The organism is Burkholderia arboris (assembly GCF_902499125.1).
Taxonomy (GTDB): Bacteria; Pseudomonadota; Gammaproteobacteria; order Burkholderiales; family Burkholderiaceae; genus Burkholderia; species Burkholderia arboris.
This window is the reverse complement of sequence record NZ_CABVPX010000022.1, coordinates 86336-104188: the sequence shown is the minus strand read 5'-3', so window position 1 is coordinate 104188 and position 17853 is coordinate 86336. Positions and strand designations below refer to the sequence as shown.

At 68.9% G+C, this 17853-nt stretch carries 17 protein-coding genes; 11 read left to right on the top strand and 6 right to left on the bottom strand.

Annotated elements, in window-relative coordinates; translation table 11 throughout:
* Window positions 1-82 precede the first annotated feature (82 nt).
* The 5 genes from BLA15945_RS24865 to BLA15945_RS24845 all read right to left on the bottom strand — a co-directional run bounded on the left by BLA15945_RS24865 (window position 83) and on the right by BLA15945_RS24845 (window position 5727).
* The gene (locus BLA15945_RS24865) at window positions 83-1891 is read right to left on the bottom strand and encodes an LVIVD repeat-containing protein (protein WP_059241168.1); all 1809 of its coding nucleotides are present in this window, start codon (window positions 1889-1891) and stop codon (window positions 83-85) included.
* A gap of 77 nt (window positions 1892-1968) precedes the next feature.
* Window positions 1969-3009 carry a porin gene (locus BLA15945_RS24860; protein WP_059241169.1) on the bottom strand — a complete coding sequence of 347 codons (1041 nt, stop codon included), beginning with the start codon at window positions 3007-3009 and terminating at the stop codon, window positions 1969-1971.
* Between the two features lie 264 nt (window positions 3010-3273).
* Window positions 3274-4296, bottom strand: a complete 1023-nt coding sequence (locus tag BLA15945_RS24855) for a porin (RefSeq protein ID WP_174993593.1) — start codon at window positions 4294-4296, stop codon at window positions 3274-3276.
* 70 nt (window positions 4297-4366) lie between these two features.
* Window positions 4367-5305, bottom strand: coding sequence for a 2-hydroxyacid dehydrogenase (locus BLA15945_RS24850; RefSeq protein ID WP_174993592.1), 939 nt, complete (start codon window positions 5303-5305; stop codon window positions 4367-4369).
* Window positions 5302-5727, bottom strand: coding sequence for a VOC family protein (locus BLA15945_RS24845; RefSeq protein WP_174993591.1), 426 nt, complete (start codon window positions 5725-5727; stop codon window positions 5302-5304). Before BLA15945_RS24845 ends, BLA15945_RS24850 begins: the two co-directional genes overlap by 4 nt.
* 207 nt (window positions 5728-5934) lie before the next feature.
* On the opposite strand from BLA15945_RS24845, the gene BLA15945_RS24840 reads away from it, so the two are divergent.
* Complete coding sequence (locus BLA15945_RS24840; protein ID WP_059241173.1) at window positions 5935-6885, top strand: alpha/beta hydrolase; 951 nt, start codon at window positions 5935-5937, stop codon at window positions 6883-6885.
* Between the two features lie 38 nt (window positions 6886-6923).
* Entirely contained in the window at window positions 6924-7847 is a 924-nt protein-coding gene (locus tag BLA15945_RS24835; RefSeq protein ID WP_174993590.1) for a dihydrodipicolinate synthase family protein, read from the top strand.
* 38 nt (window positions 7848-7885) lie between these two features.
* On the opposite strand, the gene BLA15945_RS24830 is transcribed toward BLA15945_RS24835, so the two are convergent.
* The gene (locus BLA15945_RS24830) at window positions 7886-8545 is read right to left on the bottom strand and encodes a GntR family transcriptional regulator (protein ID WP_059242390.1); all 660 of its coding nucleotides are present in this window, start codon (window positions 8543-8545) and stop codon (window positions 7886-7888) included.
* Between the two features lie 272 nt (window positions 8546-8817).
* Between BLA15945_RS24830 and BLA15945_RS24825 the strand changes: the two genes are divergently transcribed.
* The 9 genes from BLA15945_RS24825 (at window position 8818) to BLA15945_RS24785 (ending at window position 17848) form a co-directional block, all read left to right on the top strand.
* On the top strand, window positions 8818-9738 hold the full coding sequence (locus BLA15945_RS24825) for a fumarylacetoacetate hydrolase family protein (protein WP_174993589.1): 921 nt from the start codon (window positions 8818-8820) through the stop codon (window positions 9736-9738).
* A gap of 53 nt (window positions 9739-9791) precedes the next feature.
* Entirely contained in the window at window positions 9792-10790 is a 999-nt protein-coding gene (locus tag BLA15945_RS24820) for an ABC transporter substrate-binding protein (protein ID WP_174993588.1), read from the top strand.
* Window positions 10791-10877: 87 nt separating this feature from the next.
* Window positions 10878-11495 (top strand): VOC family protein, encoded by a 618-nt coding sequence (locus BLA15945_RS24815; protein ID WP_059241177.1) that lies wholly within the window; start codon window positions 10878-10880, stop codon window positions 11493-11495.
* The gene (locus BLA15945_RS24810) at window positions 11492-12235 is read left to right on the top strand and encodes an ABC transporter permease (RefSeq protein WP_174993587.1); all 744 of its coding nucleotides are present in this window, start codon (window positions 11492-11494) and stop codon (window positions 12233-12235) included. Before BLA15945_RS24815 ends, BLA15945_RS24810 begins: the two co-directional genes overlap by 4 nt.
* Window positions 12235-13089, top strand: coding sequence for an ABC transporter ATP-binding protein (locus BLA15945_RS24805; protein ID WP_059241179.1), 855 nt, complete (start codon window positions 12235-12237; stop codon window positions 13087-13089). Before BLA15945_RS24810 ends, BLA15945_RS24805 begins: the two co-directional genes overlap by 1 nt.
* Before the next feature lie 408 nt (window positions 13090-13497).
* Complete coding sequence (locus tag BLA15945_RS24800) at window positions 13498-14463, top strand: LysR substrate-binding domain-containing protein (protein WP_059241180.1); 966 nt, start codon at window positions 13498-13500, stop codon at window positions 14461-14463.
* A 138-nt stretch (window positions 14464-14601) separates the two neighbouring features.
* Window positions 14602-16092, top strand: coding sequence for a 2-hydroxymuconic semialdehyde dehydrogenase (locus tag BLA15945_RS24795; protein ID WP_174993586.1), 1491 nt, complete (start codon window positions 14602-14604; stop codon window positions 16090-16092).
* On the top strand, window positions 16089-16907 hold the full coding sequence (locus BLA15945_RS24790) for a 2-keto-4-pentenoate hydratase (RefSeq protein ID WP_174993585.1): 819 nt from the start codon (window positions 16089-16091) through the stop codon (window positions 16905-16907). The genes BLA15945_RS24795 and BLA15945_RS24790 overlap by 4 nt, the downstream gene beginning before the upstream one ends.
* Window positions 16904-17848 carry an acetaldehyde dehydrogenase (acetylating) gene (locus BLA15945_RS24785; RefSeq protein WP_174993584.1) on the top strand — a complete coding sequence of 315 codons (945 nt, stop codon included), beginning with the start codon at window positions 16904-16906 and terminating at the stop codon, window positions 17846-17848. The genes BLA15945_RS24790 and BLA15945_RS24785 overlap by 4 nt, the downstream gene beginning before the upstream one ends.
* The last annotated feature ends 5 nt before the right edge of the window (window positions 17849-17853 follow it).

Genomic DNA, 17853 nt, shown 5'->3' with positions numbered 1-17853 from the left:
CGCGCGCCGCACCGCATATGGCCGCGGCCGTGGCACACGAAGCGGCCGGACGGTCACCCGCCCGGCGGCGTCACGGCGCAACTCAACGCGGCGGCCACGGCTTCGCCGGCTTGCCGAGCACGGGCTCGCCGAGCAGCGGCGTCGACAGCGCATACGCACCGTTCTCCGTGAAGGCCCAGATGATGTTGCGGTCGTATTCGGTGTAGATCGCGAACACCCCCTTGCCGAGCGTATAGGACGGCAGTTCCTTCTCGTCCGCGAGCGCCGGGACAAAGTAGCCGGCAATCGTCGGCTTCGCCGGGTTCTTCACGTCGTAGATCTGCACGCCCGCGTTGTAGAACGAATACGGGACGATGCCTTGCCGCCAGGTGCCGGGCTGGCCGATCGCGTTGGCACGCTTCGGCCCGAAGTTGCCGCCGCGCTGGCAGAAGCTCGTGAACGGCGCGCCGGCCGGCACTTCCGGCACCGGCAGCTTGGCCGCCACCTTCAGGTGCGACGGGTCGCGCGCATCGACGACGAAGATGTCCTTGTACGGCTCGTAGCAGTCGCGGTTCATCGGATAGCCGTTCGTGAGCACGTAGCCGGTACGTGCGTACTGGCTCACGTCCGCGTTGTCGAATTCGGTGCCCGCGAAGCTCGGCGGCGTGTTCACGTTGCCGAGGATCGTCGGCTTCGCCGGGTCGCTCAGGTCGAACGCGTAGAAACCGAGGCCGCCCATCGCGCCGAAGCCGATCTTGCCGCCGTTCTCCAGCGGCTTCGGCAGGAAGATCGGGTTGCGCGAGCCCATCCACGACGTCCGGTTGCCGGCGCGCGGATTCATCAGGTACGCCTGCTCGTGTTCGTCGTTGCCGAGGATCTGGCCGGGCACCGCGATCTGCGACACGAACACGGGGTTCGCCGGATCCGACATGTCCCATACCTGGTAACCCGGCGAGTACAGATAGTTCGGATACTCGGTCAGCGCATAGCTGTCGTCCGGCGCGGCCGCCACGATCATGTACTTGCCGCCGTAGTACTCGGGTGCGTCGAGCGAGCCGGAACCCTGTTGCTGGCCGATCGGCGCGTCGGGGTGGCGGTAGTCGGTCGTGCGCGTCGCGATCAGCTTCCACTGGCTCGGCAGCGGGCCGTCCATCTCGTACACGCGGAAGCCCTTCAGCGAGTTGTAGCGGCGCTGCGCGGCGACCTTGTCGGGCTGGTCGATCTTCTCGGTCATCAGCCCGTAGCGGCCGATCTCGAACGACGCGACGAGCACCGGCTTGCCGAGCTTGCGGCTCCACGCGACCGTCGCGCCGCCGAGGTAGTCGTGCACGTTGTTCGGATCGAAATGCTCGCTCGAGCCCTTCGGCCCCCACACGCCGCCCTTCGAGAACACGACCTTGCCGTGCGCGGGATCGGTCACGTCCATGATGCGCAGGTAGTCGCGGTCGTGGATGTACAGGTAGCGTTTGCCGTCGAAGTCGACGATGTTGTTCCATGCGTGGAAGGGCGAATCGACGCCCGGGTAGAACGCGAGCACCTTCACGTTCTTCGCATAGTGCTTGTTGTCCCACGTCGAAAGCTCGCCGGGGAAGCGCTGCCCCTGGTGGACTTCGGGCGCCGCCTTCGGCCACACGAACTGGCCGGTGGCCGGGTCCATCCCGTAGTCGACGCCGGGCTTCAGCGGCACCGGCCGGCGCTCGGGCGTGAGGCGCAGCCAGCCGGCGAGATACGGATCGGCGACGGCCGGCGTGCCGGGCGTACCGGGCGCAGCAACGCTCGCGCTCGCGGTGGCCGGTGCGTCCGCCGCGGGCTGCGCGGCGCTGGCGAGTGCCGATGCCGCGATCAGGATCGATGCGGCCGCCGGGCCGATGAGCCGGGCCTGAGGAATACGTCTGTTGCGTGGTCGAAGCATGAATGTCTCCTGGTCATGATTGTTGCGTGGCGTCGCGAACAGCAGGCAGGCCGGTCGCGACGCGCGGATCCGGAAAATCAGAACGCGTGACGGATCCCGATCTGGAACCCGGACGGGTTCTGGCCGCCGTCCGGATATACCTGGAACGTGACCGGATACGCGACGGGCACGCGATGCTGGCTCTTCACGTGCGCGGCGGTCACGTACAGGTCGGTGCGCTTCGACAGCCCGTAGATGTAGCCGATCACGCCGCCGGTCGCGCTCGAGATGCTCGTGTTGTTGTCGTCGTGGCGATGGACGACGCTCAGGTACACGCGGTTGATGCCGTCGATGTTCCAGCGCGCGCCGATCTGCGCGTCCCAGCCCTGCGAGTTGAATGCGACATACGGCGGATACGCGTAATAGCCGTTGTACGTGTGGTAGATCACGGTCGGCTCGAAGCCGCCGAAGCGGTACACGGCCGAGAAGTAGTTGTCGCGCGACGAATGGATCTGCGAAGAACGGAAGATGTCGCGCGTGTATTGCAGCTCGCTGACCGCACCGAGGAACAGCGGCCCGTTGCGATACTCGATGCCGGTACTGAAGAAGCGCCCGGCGCGCGTGCCGTCGCCGAGCCCGGTCGTGATCATCACGCGCCCGGTGAAGCCGTGGAAGGCCGGCGTCTTGTACTGCAGAGAATTGTCGACGCGATAGGTCGCGTAGAAGAACTGCATGTCGTTGACCATGCTGAAGTCGGCCGCCCACGTCGGGTCCGCATAGCCGGCCAGCCAGTACGACGGCGTGAACTGGCGACCCATCGTCAGCTCGCCCCAGTTGCCCTTGAGGCCGACGAACGACTGCCGGAACTGCGTCGACTGCACGCCCGTGTTCGCTGAAAACATCGGCTCGATCGTGAAGACGGCCTTGTTGCCGCCGCCGAGCTCCTCGACGCCGCTCAGGTTGAAGCGCGAATTGTTCAGACCGCCGCTCGACATCCGCGTGATGTTGCCGCCCGGGCCCGACGAAATCAGGTGCTCGATGTTCAGGTCCATGTAACCCGACAGCCAAATGCGCGACTGCGCATGCGCACCGGCGCAGGCGAGCAGCATGACACTGGACGCGATCAGCTTCTTTTTCATTCGGTCTCCAAATAGTCGTCGTTGTTTTCCGGGGCGAAGCGGCTTGCGCCGGACGGGCATCGTGCGAGGCGATCCCGCGGGCGGCGGCCGGTTCGCATGACGCGAGCGGGACGCGGGCCGTGCCGGTTCATGAATCGCGTTTGTGTATACATGAACTGAGAAAAATTATACGCACGGACGTTGTTGAATCCGAAGCACTTCTTTTTTATACAAAACAGCGGTTTGGTTATAGCGGGTAGACCCGGATACGCGATGCGCGCGGCATCAGAACAGGTGCCGGATGCCGAGCGCCCAGGTCGCGGCGGCGCCGCTGCCGCCGAGGCGGTCGTACACGGCGAGCGCATAGACGTCGGTGCGCCGCGACAGCGTGTAGTCGAGCCCGGCCGCGCCGGTGTTGCGCGATACGGCCGTCCGTAACGCGGTGCGGCGCGTGTATGCCCATTCGGCGAGTGCGGCCAGCCGCGACGTGACGGGCACCGACAGGCCGGCCTCGAACGTGTGCGAACCCGTGTCGGTTGCAGACGTCCGCGTGCCCTGTAGCGCGCCGTACAGCGTGATGCGCGGGAACGCGTACGCGAAACCGGCGAGGTACGCGTTCTGCGTCGGCGCGGCCGCGCCCGCGACGATCCGCGTGCGCTGTGCGGTCGCGACGGCCGTGAGCGGGCCGCTCGCATAGCGCAGCGACAGGCCCGCGTTGGCCGCGCCGCTGGCACCCGCGAGCCCGCCGGGCGCGTAGACGGCGCTCGCGGTCAGGCCGCCGGCGGTCGGGCTCGTGTACTGGATCGCGTTGTTCCAGACCGTGTCGCCTGCGATCGCGCCGCCGTATGACGCGACGAAGGTCTGCATCACCAGCGGCGAAAACAGGATCGAAGCGCGAAACGGATTGACGGCCTGTTCGGCGAGATAGAGCAGGTTGGTCTGCCGCCCCATCGTCACGGTGCCGAACGGGCCCTCGATGCCCGCATACGCGTTGCGCCCCCAGTACGGGTCGGCCGACGTGCGGCCGATGCCGCCGTTGACGGGCTGGAAGAAGCTTTCGAGCACGGCGAGCGCGCGGTAGCCGCCGCCGAGATCTTCGGCCACGCGCAGCCCCCAGTAGGGTGCGGTGAGCCCGGGGCTCTGCATCGCGATCGCGGCGGGCGGGCCGCCGCTGCGCTTTGCGCTGGCGACGTCGAGTCCGATCAGGCCGTACAGCGTCGCGGACGATTGCGCGTGGGAGGAACGGCCGGCCAGCAGGCCGGCGGCCGCGCAGTACAGCGCGGCGAGGCACAACGATCGGACCTTCATGGTGGCGATCTCCGGGGCGGCGCGCGGGGCGTGCGGCGAGCGAAGCGGCGCGGGTACGCGCCGCTCGCGCCTACGCGGCGCGTACCGCGAATTCGACGGGCAGGCGGGAGAAGTGCTGCGCGAGACTCGCGAGCAGCGCGTCGCGCTGGGCGAGCCACGCGGCGGGCGAGCGGCCCGCGACATGCGGCGTGACGAGTACGTCGGGATGGTCGAACAGCGCGGCCGGCACGTCGGGTTCGTGCTCGAGGACGTCGAGCCCGGCGCCCGCGAGCTCGCCCGCGTCGAGTGCGTCGAGCAGCGCGGCCGTGTCGAGCACCGAGCCGCGCGCGACGTTGACGACGTAGCCGTGCGGCCCGAGCGCGAGCAGCACCGCGCGATCCACCAGGTGCCGGGTGGCCGGGCCGCCGTGGCACGCGATCACGAGAAAGTCGCTGTCGGCCGCGAGCTGCACGAGGTCGGCGTAGTAACGGCCGGGCGCGTCGTCGTGCGGGCCGCGCGCGTGATAGCCGAGCGTCATGTCGAAGCCCTGCGCGCGCGCGGCGATCAGCCGGCCGATGCGGCCCATCCCGATCACGCCGAGCGTGGCGCCGGTGAGCGTGGGCCGGGCGGCGCGCGACGCGTGCCAGCGGCCGGCCCGCACCGCGCCGGTGAGCGGCGCGTAGCCGCGCGCGAGCGCGAGCAGCATGCCGAGCGCGTGGTCGGCGACGGTCGCCGCATTGGCGCCGGGTGCATGCGTGACGACGATGCCGCGCCGCGCGGCGGCCGCGACGTCGACGTTCTCGTAGCCGGCGCCGAATGCGCAGACGATTTCGAGCGCGGGCAGGCGCGCCATGCGCGCGTCGTCGAGCCCGCAGGTGCCGTTGGTCACGACCGCGCGGATCGCGCCGGCGTCGGCCAGGTCGGCCGGCATCCCGTCCGGGTGGTAATGCACCACGTAGTCGCGCCGCAGCGCATCGAGCGTCGTGTCCGGCAACGGCACCAGCGCGAGCACCGCCAGCCGCGCGGTCACGGTTGCGTGCCCGCTGCACCGGCCGGCACGACTTCCTTCACCGCGCCTTTCCAGCCGTTCGACGTGATGTCGAACACGGTGCCGTCGGGCATCCGGTATTTCACTTCATAGAACACGTTCGGGTCCTGCTCGTGCCGGCCGGTCAGGTAGGTGCCGCCGGCCGCGACGACGCGCTCGGCCGTCGCGTCGACGTCGTCCACCCACATCCCGAAGTGGATCACGCCGCGCACGTCCTTCAGCCCCGCATAACCGGGCACCGTCTCGTCCTTGAAATTCAGCAGCGCGACGTTGATCGTGCCGTCCGTCATGTAGATCCCGCGCATCGCGTTGCCCGCGCGGCGCATGCCGAATGCGCGCTCGAAGAATTGCGCGGCCCCTTCCGGGTCGTCGACCGAAAGCGCGATGTGGCGAAGCTTGTCCATGGGTGTCCTTGAAGAATGTCGGCGTGCGACGGATGAATGCATGGGCGTGACTGTCGCGCAAAAATGCCTCGATTCTCATTGGGTATACTACGTAGTGATTGTGTATACACAAAACGAGATTTATATACCAGAATGGTCCCCGTCGCCGTTCGAACGGCGGAACACCGGCACGCGCCGGCCGCTAGCCGTCATGCAGGGAGGCAGGGGATGCACGCTTGGCAGGAACCGCTGGGTAATCTGTCGGAAGCGCTGAGGGCGCGCTTCGCGGAGATCGGCGCCGTCTGGGCGCAGGACATCGATGCGCACCGCGACTGGGTGATCGACACGTACACGCCGCTCGTCGCCGCGCGCGCGGCGACGGATCTCGGCTGCGAGATCGAGCGCGACATTCCGTACGGGCCCGATGCGCGCCAGCGTCTCGACGTGTTCGTGCAGCACGCGACCCTCCAGGGTGCGCCGGCCGACGTCGTGCTGTTCGTGCACGGCGGCGCGTTCGTGCGCGGCCGCAAGAGCATCAACGGGTTGATCTACGACAACGTGCCGCGCTGGTTCGCGCGTCACGGCCATGTCGCGGTCAACGTCGAATACCGGCTGGCGCCCGACGCGCCGTATCCGGCCGGCGCGCAGGACATCGCGGCGGCGCTCGACTGGACCCGCGCGCATATCGCGTCCTACGGCGGCCACCCGGGGCGGATTTTCATCGTCGGGCATTCGGCGGGCGGCGCGCATGTCGCGACGTATCTCGGCGATCCGCTGCTCGATGCGCGGCGCGGCGAACGCGTCGCGGGCGCGGTGCTGATCAGCGCGCGGCTCGCGGCCGACACGCTGCCCGACAACCCGAACGCGGCCGGCGTGCGTGCGTATTTCGGCGACGATCCGTCGCGCCATGCCGCGCGATCGCCGCTTGCCCATGCGGCGCGCATCGACGCGCCGCTGATGATCGTCGTCGCCGAATACGAGAACCCTTACCTCGACGCGTACGGCGCGGCGTTCTTCGAGCGCGTCGCGAGCGCGCGGCAGCGCGAACGCCGTCCGGGGCGCGCGCCGCGTTTCATGCAGATGCCACGCCACAACCATACGTCGGTGGTCGCCCATTTCGATTCGGGCGAAACGCTGCTGGGCGACGCGATGCTGGATTTCTTCAGCGCATGCGCATGACTGCCCGCCGATCGGCTCATCCAACCGGAGACTCCCCCATGTCCGCCTTTGCCGCGCCGCGCGTGTTCGCGCCCGTCCTCACGCCGTTTCGCGCCGACCTGTCGATCGACGCGCCGCGCTTCGTCGCGTTCTGCCGCTGGCTCGTCGGGCAGGGCGCGGGCCTCGCACCGTTCGGCACGAACAGCGAGGCGAACTCGTTGAGCGTTGCGGAGCGCTGCACGCTGCTCGACGAGATCGCGGCCGCCGACATCGATCCCGCGCAAGTGCTGCCCGGCACGGGCGCGTGCGCGCTGCCGGACGCGATCGCGTTGACGCGCCATGCGGTGGCGACCGGCTGCGCGGGCGTGCTGATGCTGCCGCCGTTCTTCTACCAGGGCGTGAGCGATGAAGGCTTGTTCGCCTACTACGCGGGCGTGATCGACGCGGTCGGCTCGGAGCGGCTGCGCGTGCTGCTGTATCACATCCCGCAGCTGACGGGCGTGCCGATCACGCACACGCTGATCGAGCGGCTGGTCGCCGCGTATCCGCGCACGGTGGTCGGCATCAAGGACAGTTCGGGCGACTGGGCGAACACGGTGACGATGCTCGAACGCTTTCCGGGTTTCGCGGTGTTCCCGGCGTCGGAGGCGCTGCTCGGCCGCGCGCTGCCGCTCGGCGCGGCCGGCTGCATCTCGGCGACTGCGAACCTGCAGCCGCACGCGATCGCGCAACTGCTTGCGGCGCCGACGGCCGTCGCACGCGCGACGTGGGAAGGGCGCGTGTCGACCGTGCGCACCGCGCTGCAATCGCCGTCGATGATTCCCGCGTTGAAGGCCGTGGTCGCGCATTTCACGCGGCACGGCGACTGGGCGCGCGTGCGCGCGCCGCTTGCGTCGCATGCAGCGGCCGATACGCGCGCGCTGCTCGCGCAGCTCGACGCGCTCGGCTTCACGATGCCGTCGATCGACGAGGCGCGCGCATGACGCGGCTCAACGCGCCGCGCGGCCGCGCCGGCTTGCCGTCAGATCGATTCGCGCTCGTTGCGCTGGCGCTTGAGCCGGCCGAGCACGACGATCGACAGGCGCGCGGTGTGGTCGCGCATCGCGTTGTACGCGCGTTCGGGCTCGGCGGCGAGGATCGCGTCGACGATCTCGCGGTGCTCGTCGGTGGCCGCCTCGAAGCGCTTCGGCGACGCGGGCTGGGCCGCGCGAAAGCCCGCGAGACGCTGCCGCTGCACCGCGATGATCGACGCGAGCGACTTGCTTTGCGCGCCCTTGCAGATCAGTTCGTGGAATTCGCGGTTGAGCTGGAAGTAGTCGGCCTCGTCGCCGCGCGCGATCGCCTCGTTCATCTCGATCTGCAGCTCCTCGAGCTGCTTCTTCTCGACGACGCTCATCCGCTGCGCGCTGAGCCGGCAGCACAGCGCCTCGAGTTCGCACATCGCTTCGAGCATGTCGGCGAGTTCGTCGAGGCTGAATTGCGCGACGACCACGCCCTTGCGCGGCGTCAGCTCGACCATCCCGCGCGCGGCCAGCTCGCGCAGCGCTTCGCGAATCGGCGTGCGCGACGCGTTGAACCGCTCGGCAAGCGCGATTTCCTCGAGCTTCTGGCCCGGTTCGAGCGTGCCGTCGATGATCTCGTCGAACAGCAGGCGATAGATCTTGGAAGAGAGCGTGGTCATCGTGTCGTGTGTGGTGTGGACATCGCCGTCGGCAGCCCCTGCCGGCCGGACCCCGCGCGGGACGCCTCGGCCGTCGGGCCGGCCCATTATGCGCCCGCCGCCGGAGCCGCTCAATTTGCGGCGCGCGGCGCCGGACCGGACCCGCCGCGCAGTGTACGCGGAATTCGTTTCCGACCCGATAGGAGTATACGAGAAATATCAAATGAATACACGAGTGATCTATTGTATACGCGTCACTCGTCCCCTCCTGACGACGACAAAAGAGGACAACCGTGATCTGGTTCGGTATCGCAACGTATGAACTGAATGGCCGCGTCGCGGCGGGGCTCGCGATGGAAGGCGCGCTGTACGACGCGCAGGCCGTGCTGCAGCGGGCGGGCGGAGGCGACGCGCCGCTCGACGTCGACACGCTGGTCGCGAACTGGCCGCTGCGCGGCGCGCAGACCGTCGCGCGCCTCGAGGCGGCCGCGCGCGAGATCGCCGCCGGCCGGCTCGACGCGCAGCCGCTGGCAGGCTACCGGCTGCACGTGCCGTATGCGCCGCGGCGGATTTTCGCGGCTGCGTCGAACTACTACGAGCATGCGCGCGAGATGGGCACCGAGCTTGCCCCGCGCGAGGAAAGCTCGCCGTACATGTTCATGAAGGCCGAGACGAGCGTGGTGCCGACGCTCGCCGACGTCGTGATGCCGCCGCAGGCCGAGCGCGTCGACTGGGAGGTCGAGCTGGCCGTCGTGATCGGCCGGCCGGGCCGCCACATCGCGGTGGAAGACGCGTTCGACTACGTCGCGGGCTACACGATCCTGAACGACGTGAGCGCACGCGACCTGAATCGCCGCACCGACTATCCGTTCAAGCACGACTGGTTTCGCGGCAAGAGTTTCGATACCTTCGGTCCGCTCGGGCCCTGGCTCGTGCCGCGCGCGTGCATCGCCGAACCGCAGAACCTGCGGATGCGGCTGGCCGTGAACGGCGAAACGATGCAGGACGGCAATACCGGCGAGATGATCTTCAGTATTGCGGAGCAGATCCATTACCTGTCGTCGATCCTGACGCTGCAGCCCGGCGACCTGATCGCGACCGGCACGCCGACGGGCGTCGGCATGGGGCGTGGCATCTATCTGCAGCCGGGCGACGTGATGGTCGCATCGATCGACGGTATCGGCTCGATCGAAAACCCGCTGGTGCGCGGGTAAGCCGCGCGTGCCGCGTCGGCCCGGCCCCGAACTCGACAAGACAGGAGGAGGACATGTTTGAGCGCATCCAAGCGCTGGCGCGCGGCGCGGTGCTGGCCGCGGGCCTGTGGGCCGCGGCCCCGGCCGCGCAGGCGGCCGACGCGGTACGCGTCAATCTCGCGTGGTTGCCGCAGGGCAGCACCGGCGGGATCCTGGTCGCGCAGGCGAAGGGCTTCTACCAGGACGCCGGCCTCGCCGTGACGGTGCAGCGCGGCTACGGCGGCCAGCGGACCGTCAATGAAGTCGACGAAGGGCTGTTCGAGTTCGGCTACGGCGACCCGGTCAGCGTGATCCTGAATCGCGCGCACGGCGGCCATGCGGTGCTGGTCGGCGCGATCAACACGCGCTGGCCGGGCGCGATGTGCTATCTCGAGCGGCCCGGCTTCAAGCCTTCGTCGCTGAAGGATCTCGCGGGGCTGTCGCTCGGCGGCGGCAATGCGTCGGCGGTGCAGAACATCGTCCCGGCGTGGCTGAAGCAGAACGGGATGGCGCCCGACGCGATCCGCCTCGTGCGGCTCGATCCGGCCGTGATCAATACCGCGCTGCTGCAGAAGCGCATCGACCTGTCGGAATGCTGGGAAGGCGCGAGCCTGCCGGTGCAGGCCGCGTTCGCGCGGCGCGCGGGGCAGACGCTTGGCAAGGTCACGTATCGCGACCTCGGCCTCGACATGACCGGCAGCGGGATCGTGACGACCGATGCGTACGTCGCGCAGCATCCGGACATCGTGAAGCGCTTCGTCGATGCGACGTATCGCGGCTACGCGCTGATGCGCGACCGGCCGCAGGACGCGGTCGACGCGATCGTGTCGCGCAATCCGCTGCTCGACCGCACGATCCTGCGCGAGCAGATCGACGAGACCAATGCGTTGATCGCCGACGACGCGGCCGGCCACCGGCTCGGCTGGCTGCGGCCCGAGCGCATCGACACGACGCTCGGTTTCGTGTCGCGTGCGTTCGCGCTCGGCGCGAAGGTCAAGGCCGGCAGTCTCTATACCAATCGTTTCGTCGAGTAACGCGATCGGGATCGCGGTGGCGGCAGCGCGCCGCTGCCGGCGGTCCAACCCGGCCTGCGCGGCGCGCGGGCACACAGGAGAACGGTAATGAACAGCTTGCGTCCCAGGCGGCTCGGACACATGGTGCTGATGGTGCGGGATATCCATCGGTCTGCGAAGTTCTATACGGAAGTGATGGGCCTGAAGGTGTCCGACTGGATCGGCGACCAGATGGTGTTCCTGCGCGCGGGCACCGATCACCACGATCTCGCGCTCGCGCAGCTGCCGAAGGATTCGCCCGATTTCGACGACCTGCCGCGCTATTCGCGCCCGGGCCTCGAACACTTCTCGTACCTGGTCGACAGCGTCGAGGAGATGGAGCGCTCGGTGAAGGTGCTGCAGTCGCATGGCGTCGAGATCGTGCGCGGGATCGGGCGGCACGGGCCCGGCAACAACCTGTTCCTGGTGTTCAAGGATCCGGACGGCAACAACGTCGAGGTCTACTGCGAGATGGAGCAGATCGGCGAACGCGATCCGCGCGAGCCGCAGGTGTGGGAGCGCACGATCGAATCGTTCGACCAGTACCGCTTCGCGCGCTTCGTCGTGCCGCCGCCGCCGCATCTCGTCGCCGAGAAGTCGCGCGGCAACGCGCCGGCCGCATCGGCCGCGCCTGCCGGCGACGATGCGGATGCCTCGCGCGATGCGCCGAAAGGAGGCCCGGCATGAAGCGGCTGATCGAAACGGTCGCGTTCTGGGCGATCGTCGGCCTCGCATGGGAATTCGGCGTGCGCTGGACCGGCACGCGCGAATACGTGCTGCCGTCGTTGTCGTCGGTGCTCGCGGCCGGCTGGGAGATGCGCGCACAACTGCTGGCCGACACGCTGACGACTGCCTGGGAAGTGTTCGCGGGCTTTGCGCTGGCGGTGGCCGGCGGCCTCGCGATCGGGCTGCTCGCCAGCGCGTCGAACCTCGTGCGGCGTACGCTGCTGCCGTTCGTGACCGCGCTGCAGAGCATGCCGAAGATCGCGCTCGCGCCGTTGCTGATCGTCTGGTTCGGCTACGGTTTCGCGTCGAAGCTCGCGGCGGCCGTGCTGTTCGCGTTCTTCCCGATCGTCGTCGCGACGATGGGCGGCCTCGCGGGCGTGCCGCGCCATCTCGACGAGCATTTCCGCGCGCTCGGCGCGTCGGCCGCGCACACGTTCTGGCACCTGCGCCTGCCCGCCGCGCTGCCGGCGCTGATGGACGGCCTGAAGATCGCGATGCCGCTCGCGGTGATCGGCGCGATCGTCGGCGAGTTCATCGGCGCGGAAGCGGGGCTCGGGCATCTGATCGTGTTCGCGACGTCGAATGCGCAAACGCCGCTGTGCTTCGCGGCGATCCTGATGGTGACCGCGCTCGCGATGCTGTTCTACGGCGCGGTCGAGCTGGTTTCGCGTGCAGTCTGGTGGAGAGGAGTCACGGCCTGATGACGATCGTCAATCTCGCGCGCCCGGTGCGGCGCGCTTCCGTTTCCGAAGGCGCGACAGCGGCGCCCGCGCAGGATGGCGCCCGCGCGGATGCGCTGATCGCCGTCGAGCAGGCCGGCAAGCGCTTCGCCGCGCGCGGCGGCGCCGATGCGTTCAGCGCGCTGGAACAGGTATCGATGCGCGTGCAACCGCGCGAGTTCGTGTCGATTCTCGGGCCGAGCGGCTGCGGCAAGAGCACGCTGCTGCGCATGGTCGCGGGGCTCGTGCCGTGCGATGCCGGGTCGATTCGCGTCGGCGGCACGCCGGTGGCCGGCCCGCATCCCGATATCGGCGTCGTGTTCCAGACCAGCAACATGCTGCCGTGGCTGAGCGTCGGCGCGAACATCCGGCTCGGCGCGAAGCTGCGCAACCTGCCGCGTGCGCACGTCGACGCACGGCTGCCGGCGCTGCTCGACACGCTCGGCCTCGCGCAGTTCGTCGACCGCTATCCGCACGAGCTGTCGGGCGGGATGCGGCAGCGCGCGGCGATCGGCCAGATCCTGCTGCTGGAGCCGCGCGTGATGCTGATGGACGAGCCGTTCGGCGCGCTCGACGCACTCACGCGCGACCGGCTCAACGTCGAGCTGCTGCGCATCTGGCAGCAGAGCACGCTGACGGTGCTGCTCGTCACGCACAGCATTCACGAGGCCGTGTTCCTGTCGGATCGTGTACTGGTGATGTCCGCGCGCCCGGGCCGCGTGCTGCATGACGTGAAGATCGACCTGCCGCGGCCGCGCCAGCCGGACGAGATCAAGCGCGACCCGCGTTATGGCGAGTATGTGGCGGAGTTGTCCGCGATGATGGGCGTCTACTGATACAAAGGGGGGAGGCGCGTGCCGTGCATCTCCCGATGCGCGCCGGACGTAAAGTTGTTAGGGTCTGTTTACCTGTGGAACGCGTGTGCGAAGGCCCGAAATCGCTCGTCCCCCAAAGGAGACTGCCTCCGGGGCGTAGGGCAAGGAGCGAGGCGCGCCGTTTGGCGAGCCGAACAAGCGACGAGTGAAGCCGCCATGCGGGCGATTCCGGGCCTTCCCGTGACCTGGCGTTTTCAATTTCGGGTTGCCGCGAGAGCGGCCGCTCGCCGCGTTGCGCGCCTTGCGAATACGTGAGTATTCGCGGCGTCGCGCGCCTCGCGAGCGGCCGTTCTCGCGGCAACGCATGCGCGTTTCACAGGTAAACAGACCCTAAGTCCGGCCACCCCCTTTTTCGACGACAAAGCAGACATGGACGCGAATCCGCTCAGCGAGATCTCCCTGATCCGCCGGCTCAAGCTGAACCAGTTGATGATTTTCGAGCGTGTGCTGGAAACGCGCTCGGTGGTACGCGCGGCCAACGAGATGCGCCTCACGCAGCCGGCCGTGACGAAAGTGATCCACGAACTCGAATCGTGCTTCGACGGCGCGCTGTTCTCGCGCTCGAACCGCGGCGTGGTGCCGACCGACCTCGGCCTGCTGCTCGGGCGGCGCGTGAAGTCGCTGATGGCCGAGCTGCGCTACATGACCGACGAGCTGAACGATTTCCGGCTCGGCACGAGCGGCCACGTGATCGTCGGCACGCTGATCTCGGCATCCGCGCGGCTGCTGCCGCGCGCGATCGCGATGCTGAAGGCGCGCACGCCGCACGTGCTGGTGACCGTGCGCGAAGGCACGACCGCGCACCTGTTCCCGGCGCTCGCGACCGGTGACCTCGACATCGTCGTCGGCCGGCTGCCGGAGCGCGAGCTGCCGATCGCGAGCGCGTTCCCGCTCACGCACGAAGCGCTGTTCGACGAATCGATGTGCGCGGTGGTCGGCAACGGCTACGGCCCCGTGCCCGATCCGGCGCCGTCGCTGCGCGAACTGGTCGATGCGCCGTGGATCCTGCCGACGCCCGACTCGCCGTCGCGGCTCGCGGCCGAGCACCTGTTCCGTGCGGCCGGGCTGCCGCTGCCGACCGACATCGTCGAATCGCTGTCGTTGCTCACCAATATCGGGCTGTTGCTCGATACGCCGCGCATCGCGTTGATGCCGCGTGTTGCCGCGCGGCAGTTCGCGCAGGCCGGGCTGTTGCGCGTGCTCGATCTGCCAGAAACGGGCGCGTTCGGCACGGTCGGATTCTCGGTGCGCTCGAACAAGGAGCAGAGCGCCGCGTGCCGCGCGTTCATCGAATGCCTGAAGGAAGCGGTGCAGGAGTGCCCGGAGGGAACCTGAGCGTCGGGCTGGAACCGTTGCGGCGCAAGGCTCGCACGGGTATTCCCGTTTAGCATAGCCAGCGCCGAATGTTTGATTGTCGCTTCTCGCGCGGCTTCCCTAGACTCCTGCTGACAGTCCATACGAGCAGGAGACGTTGTGAATCGAGAAACGACTGACGCCGCGCGCCCGCCGCGGCTGTTGCGACACTACATCGACGGCGCATTCGTCGAGACCGCACGGACCTTCGCGGATACGAGCCCGGTCGACGGCCGCGAAATCGCCCGCGTATGCGAGGCCGACGCCGCGCAGGTCGACGCCGCCGTGCGCGCGGCCCGCGCCGCGCAGGCGGCCGGCTGGCGCGACACGACACCCGTGCAGCGGGCCGACTGGCTGCACCGGATTGCCGACGGCATCCAGGCGCGCTTCGACGATTTCGTCGCGGCCGAAGTGGCCGACACCGGCCGCCCGCTCGCACAGGCCCGCTCGCTCGACATCGCCCGCGGCATCGCGAACTTCCGCACGTTCGCCGACCTGGTCCGCACGGCCGGCGACGACTGCTTCGAATCGCAGACGGCGGACGGCGCGCAATACCTCAACTACGTGACGCGCAAGCCGCTCGGCGTGGTCGGCATCATCTCGCCGTGGAACCTGCCGCTGCTGCTGTTCACGTGGAAAGTCGCGCCGGCGCTCGCAATGGGTAACTGCGTCGTGGCCAAGCCGTCGGAAGAGACACCGGGCTCCGCGACGTTGCTGGCCGAAGTGATCGACGCGGCCGGCCTGCCGCGCGGCGTGTTCAACCTCGTGCACGGGCACGGGCCGGCTGCCGCTGGCGAATTCCTCACGCGCCACCCCGGCATCGACGCGATCACGTTCACCGGCGAATCGCGCACGGGCAGCGCGATCATGAAGGCCGTTGCCGACGGCGTGAAGGACATCTCGTTCGAACTCGGCGGCAAGAACGCGGCCGTCGTGTTCGCCGATGCCGACTTCGACGCGGCGGTGGACGGCATCGTCAAGTCGAGCTTCACCAACGCCGGGCAGGTGTGCCTGTGCAGCGAGCGCGTGTACGTCGAGCGGCCGATCTTCGAGCGCTTCGTCGCCGCGCTGAAATCGCGCACCGAAGCGCTGCGCGTCGGCGCGCCCGACGATCCTGCGACGACGATGGGGCCGCTGATCTCGCGCGGCCATCGCGACAAGGTGCTGTCGTATTTCCGGCTGGCCGTCGACGAAGGCGCGACGGTCGTCACGGGCGGCGGCGTGCCGGCGTTCGGCGACGCACGCGACGACGGCGCGTTCGTGCAGCCGACGATCTGGACCGGGCTGCCCGACACCGCGCGTTGCGTGACGGAGGAGATTTTCGGGCCGGTGTGTCACGTCGCGCCGTTCGACAGCGAGGACGAAGTGATCGGCCGCGTGAACCACAGCGCGTACGGTCTGGCCGCGAGCGTGTGGACGACGCACCTGGCACGCGGCCACCGCGTCGCGAAGCAGATCGAGACCGGCATCGTGTGGCTGAATGCCTGGTTCGTGCGCGACCTGCGCACGCCGTTCGGCGGCACCAAGCTGTCGGGCATCGGCCGCGAGGGCGGCCGCCACTCGCTCGATTTCTACTCCGAAACCACCAACGTCTGCGTGAGGGTTGCATGAGCGAATTCGACCGGAATGCGGTGCAGGCGATTGCCGACACGTTGCAGGCGGCCGAGCGCGACGGCGTGCCGTGCGCGCCGGTACGCGACGCGATCGCGGCGCTCGGCGGCGATGCGCTCGACGCCGCGTATGCGGTGCAACGCGCGAACGCCGCACGCAAGTGCGCAGCGGGGCGGCGGCTCGTCGGCCGAAAGATCGGCCTGACGTCGGCGGCCGTGCAGAAGCAGCTCGGCGTCGGTCAGCCCGACTTCGGGATGCTGTTCGATGACATGGCGGTGGCCGACGGCGAGGAGATCGCGCTGGCGCGCACGCAGCAGCCGAAGGTCGAGGCCGAGATCGCGCTGGTGCTCGAACGCGACCTGCCGCACGAACGGCACACGATGGCCGACCTGATCGGCGCGACCGCGTATGCGCTGCCAGCGATCGAGATCGTCGGCAGCCGGATCGCGAACTGGGACATCCGCCTGACCGACACGGTCGCGGACAACGCGTCGAGCGGCCTGTTCGTGCTCGGCAGCCGGCCGGTGACGCTCGGCGCGTTCGATGCGATCCAGTGCGGGATGGCGATGGAGCGGCGCGGCGAGCCGGTGAGCGTCGGCGCGGGCGCCGCGTGCCTCGGCAATCCGCTGCATGCGGCGCTGTGGCTCGCGAACACGATGGCGCGTGCCGGTGCGCCGCTGCAGGCCGGCGACATCGTGCTGACGGGCGCGCTCGGGCCGATGGTCGGCGTGCAGCCGGGCGACGTGTTCACCGCGCGGATCGAAGGACTCGGCAGCGTGAGCGCGTATTTCTCCACCCAACCGGAGCGTGAATGATGAAAGACCTCGACAAGCTCGCCGTGGCCATCATCGGCTCCGGCAATATCGGCACCGACCTGATGATCAAGGTGCTGCGTAATTCGAAGCATCTGGAAATGGCCGCGATGGTCGGCATCGATGCGGCCTCCGACGGCCTCGCGCGCGCCGCGCGGCTCGGTGTGGCGACCACCGCCGGCGGAATCGACGGCCTCGTCGCGATGCCCGGATTCGCGAACGTGCGGATCGCGTTCGACGCGACGTCGGCCGGCGCGCATGCGCGCCACGCCGACGTGCTCGGCCGTCACGGCGTACAGGTGATCGACCTGACGCCGGCCGCGATCGGCCCGTTCGTCGTGCCCGTCGTCAACCTGTTCGAACATCTCGACGCGCCGAACCTGAACATGGTGACCTGCGGCGGCCAGGCGACGATCCCGATCGTGCATGCGGTGTCGCGCGTCGCGCCCGTGCATTACGCGGAGATCGTCGCGTCGATCTCGAGCCGCTCGGCCGGCCCCGGCACGCGCGCGAACATCGACGAGTTCACCGAAACGACGTCGAAGGCGATCGAGACGGTCGGCGGCGCCGCGCGCGGCAAGGCGATCATCGTGCTGAACCCGGCCGAGCCGCCGCTGATGATGCGCGACACCGTGTACTGCCTGACCGACGAACACGCCGATACGGCCGCGATCGAGCGTTCGATCCGCACGATGGTCGATGCGGTCGCGAGCTACGTGCCCGGCTACCGGCTGAAGCAGGCCGTCCAGTTCGACCGCTATACCGCTGCGCAACCGCTCGCGTTCGACGCGGGCGAGCGCCGCGCGGGGCTGAAGGTCAGCGTGTTCCTCGAAGTCGAGGGCGCCGCGCATTACCTGCCGTCGTATGCGGGGAACCTGGACATCATGACGTCGGCCGCGCTTGCCGCCGCCGAACAGATCGCGGCCAGCCGCGTCGCAGCCTGACGGGA

Bases quoted from the DNA above. Each gene is read 5' to 3' on its own strand.
- BLA15945_RS24865 (WP_059241168.1), bottom strand. From the start codon at position 1,891: ATGCTTCGACCACGCAACAGACGTATTCCTCAGGCCCGGCTCATCGGC.
- BLA15945_RS24860 (WP_059241169.1), bottom strand. From the start codon at position 3,009: ATGAAAAAGAAGCTGATCGCGTCCAGTGTCATGCTGCTCGCCTGCGCC.
- BLA15945_RS24855 (WP_174993593.1), bottom strand. From the start codon at position 4,296: ATGAAGGTCCGATCGTTGTGCCTCGCCGCGCTGTACTGCGCGGCCGCC.
- BLA15945_RS24845 (WP_174993591.1), bottom strand. From the start codon at position 5,727: ATGGACAAGCTTCGCCACATCGCGCTTTCGGTCGACGACCCGGAAGGG.
- BLA15945_RS24840 (WP_059241173.1), top strand. From the start codon at position 5,935: ATGCACGCTTGGCAGGAACCGCTGGGTAATCTGTCGGAAGCGCTGAGG.
- BLA15945_RS24835 (WP_174993590.1), top strand. From the start codon at position 6,924: ATGTCCGCCTTTGCCGCGCCGCGCGTGTTCGCGCCCGTCCTCACGCCG.
- BLA15945_RS24830 (WP_059242390.1), bottom strand. From the start codon at position 8,545: ATGACCACGCTCTCTTCCAAGATCTATCGCCTGCTGTTCGACGAGATC.
- BLA15945_RS24820 (WP_174993588.1), top strand. From the start codon at position 9,792: ATGTTTGAGCGCATCCAAGCGCTGGCGCGCGGCGCGGTGCTGGCCGCG.
- BLA15945_RS24815 (WP_059241177.1), top strand. From the start codon at position 10,878: ATGAACAGCTTGCGTCCCAGGCGGCTCGGACACATGGTGCTGATGGTG.
- BLA15945_RS24810 (WP_174993587.1), top strand. From the start codon at position 11,492: ATGAAGCGGCTGATCGAAACGGTCGCGTTCTGGGCGATCGTCGGCCTC.
- BLA15945_RS24805 (WP_059241179.1), top strand. From the start codon at position 12,235: ATGACGATCGTCAATCTCGCGCGCCCGGTGCGGCGCGCTTCCGTTTCC.
- BLA15945_RS24800 (WP_059241180.1), top strand. From the start codon at position 13,498: ATGGACGCGAATCCGCTCAGCGAGATCTCCCTGATCCGCCGGCTCAAG.
- BLA15945_RS24790 (WP_174993585.1), top strand. From the start codon at position 16,089: ATGAGCGAATTCGACCGGAATGCGGTGCAGGCGATTGCCGACACGTTG.
- BLA15945_RS24785 (WP_174993584.1), top strand. From the start codon at position 16,904: ATGATGAAAGACCTCGACAAGCTCGCCGTGGCCATCATCGGCTCCGGC.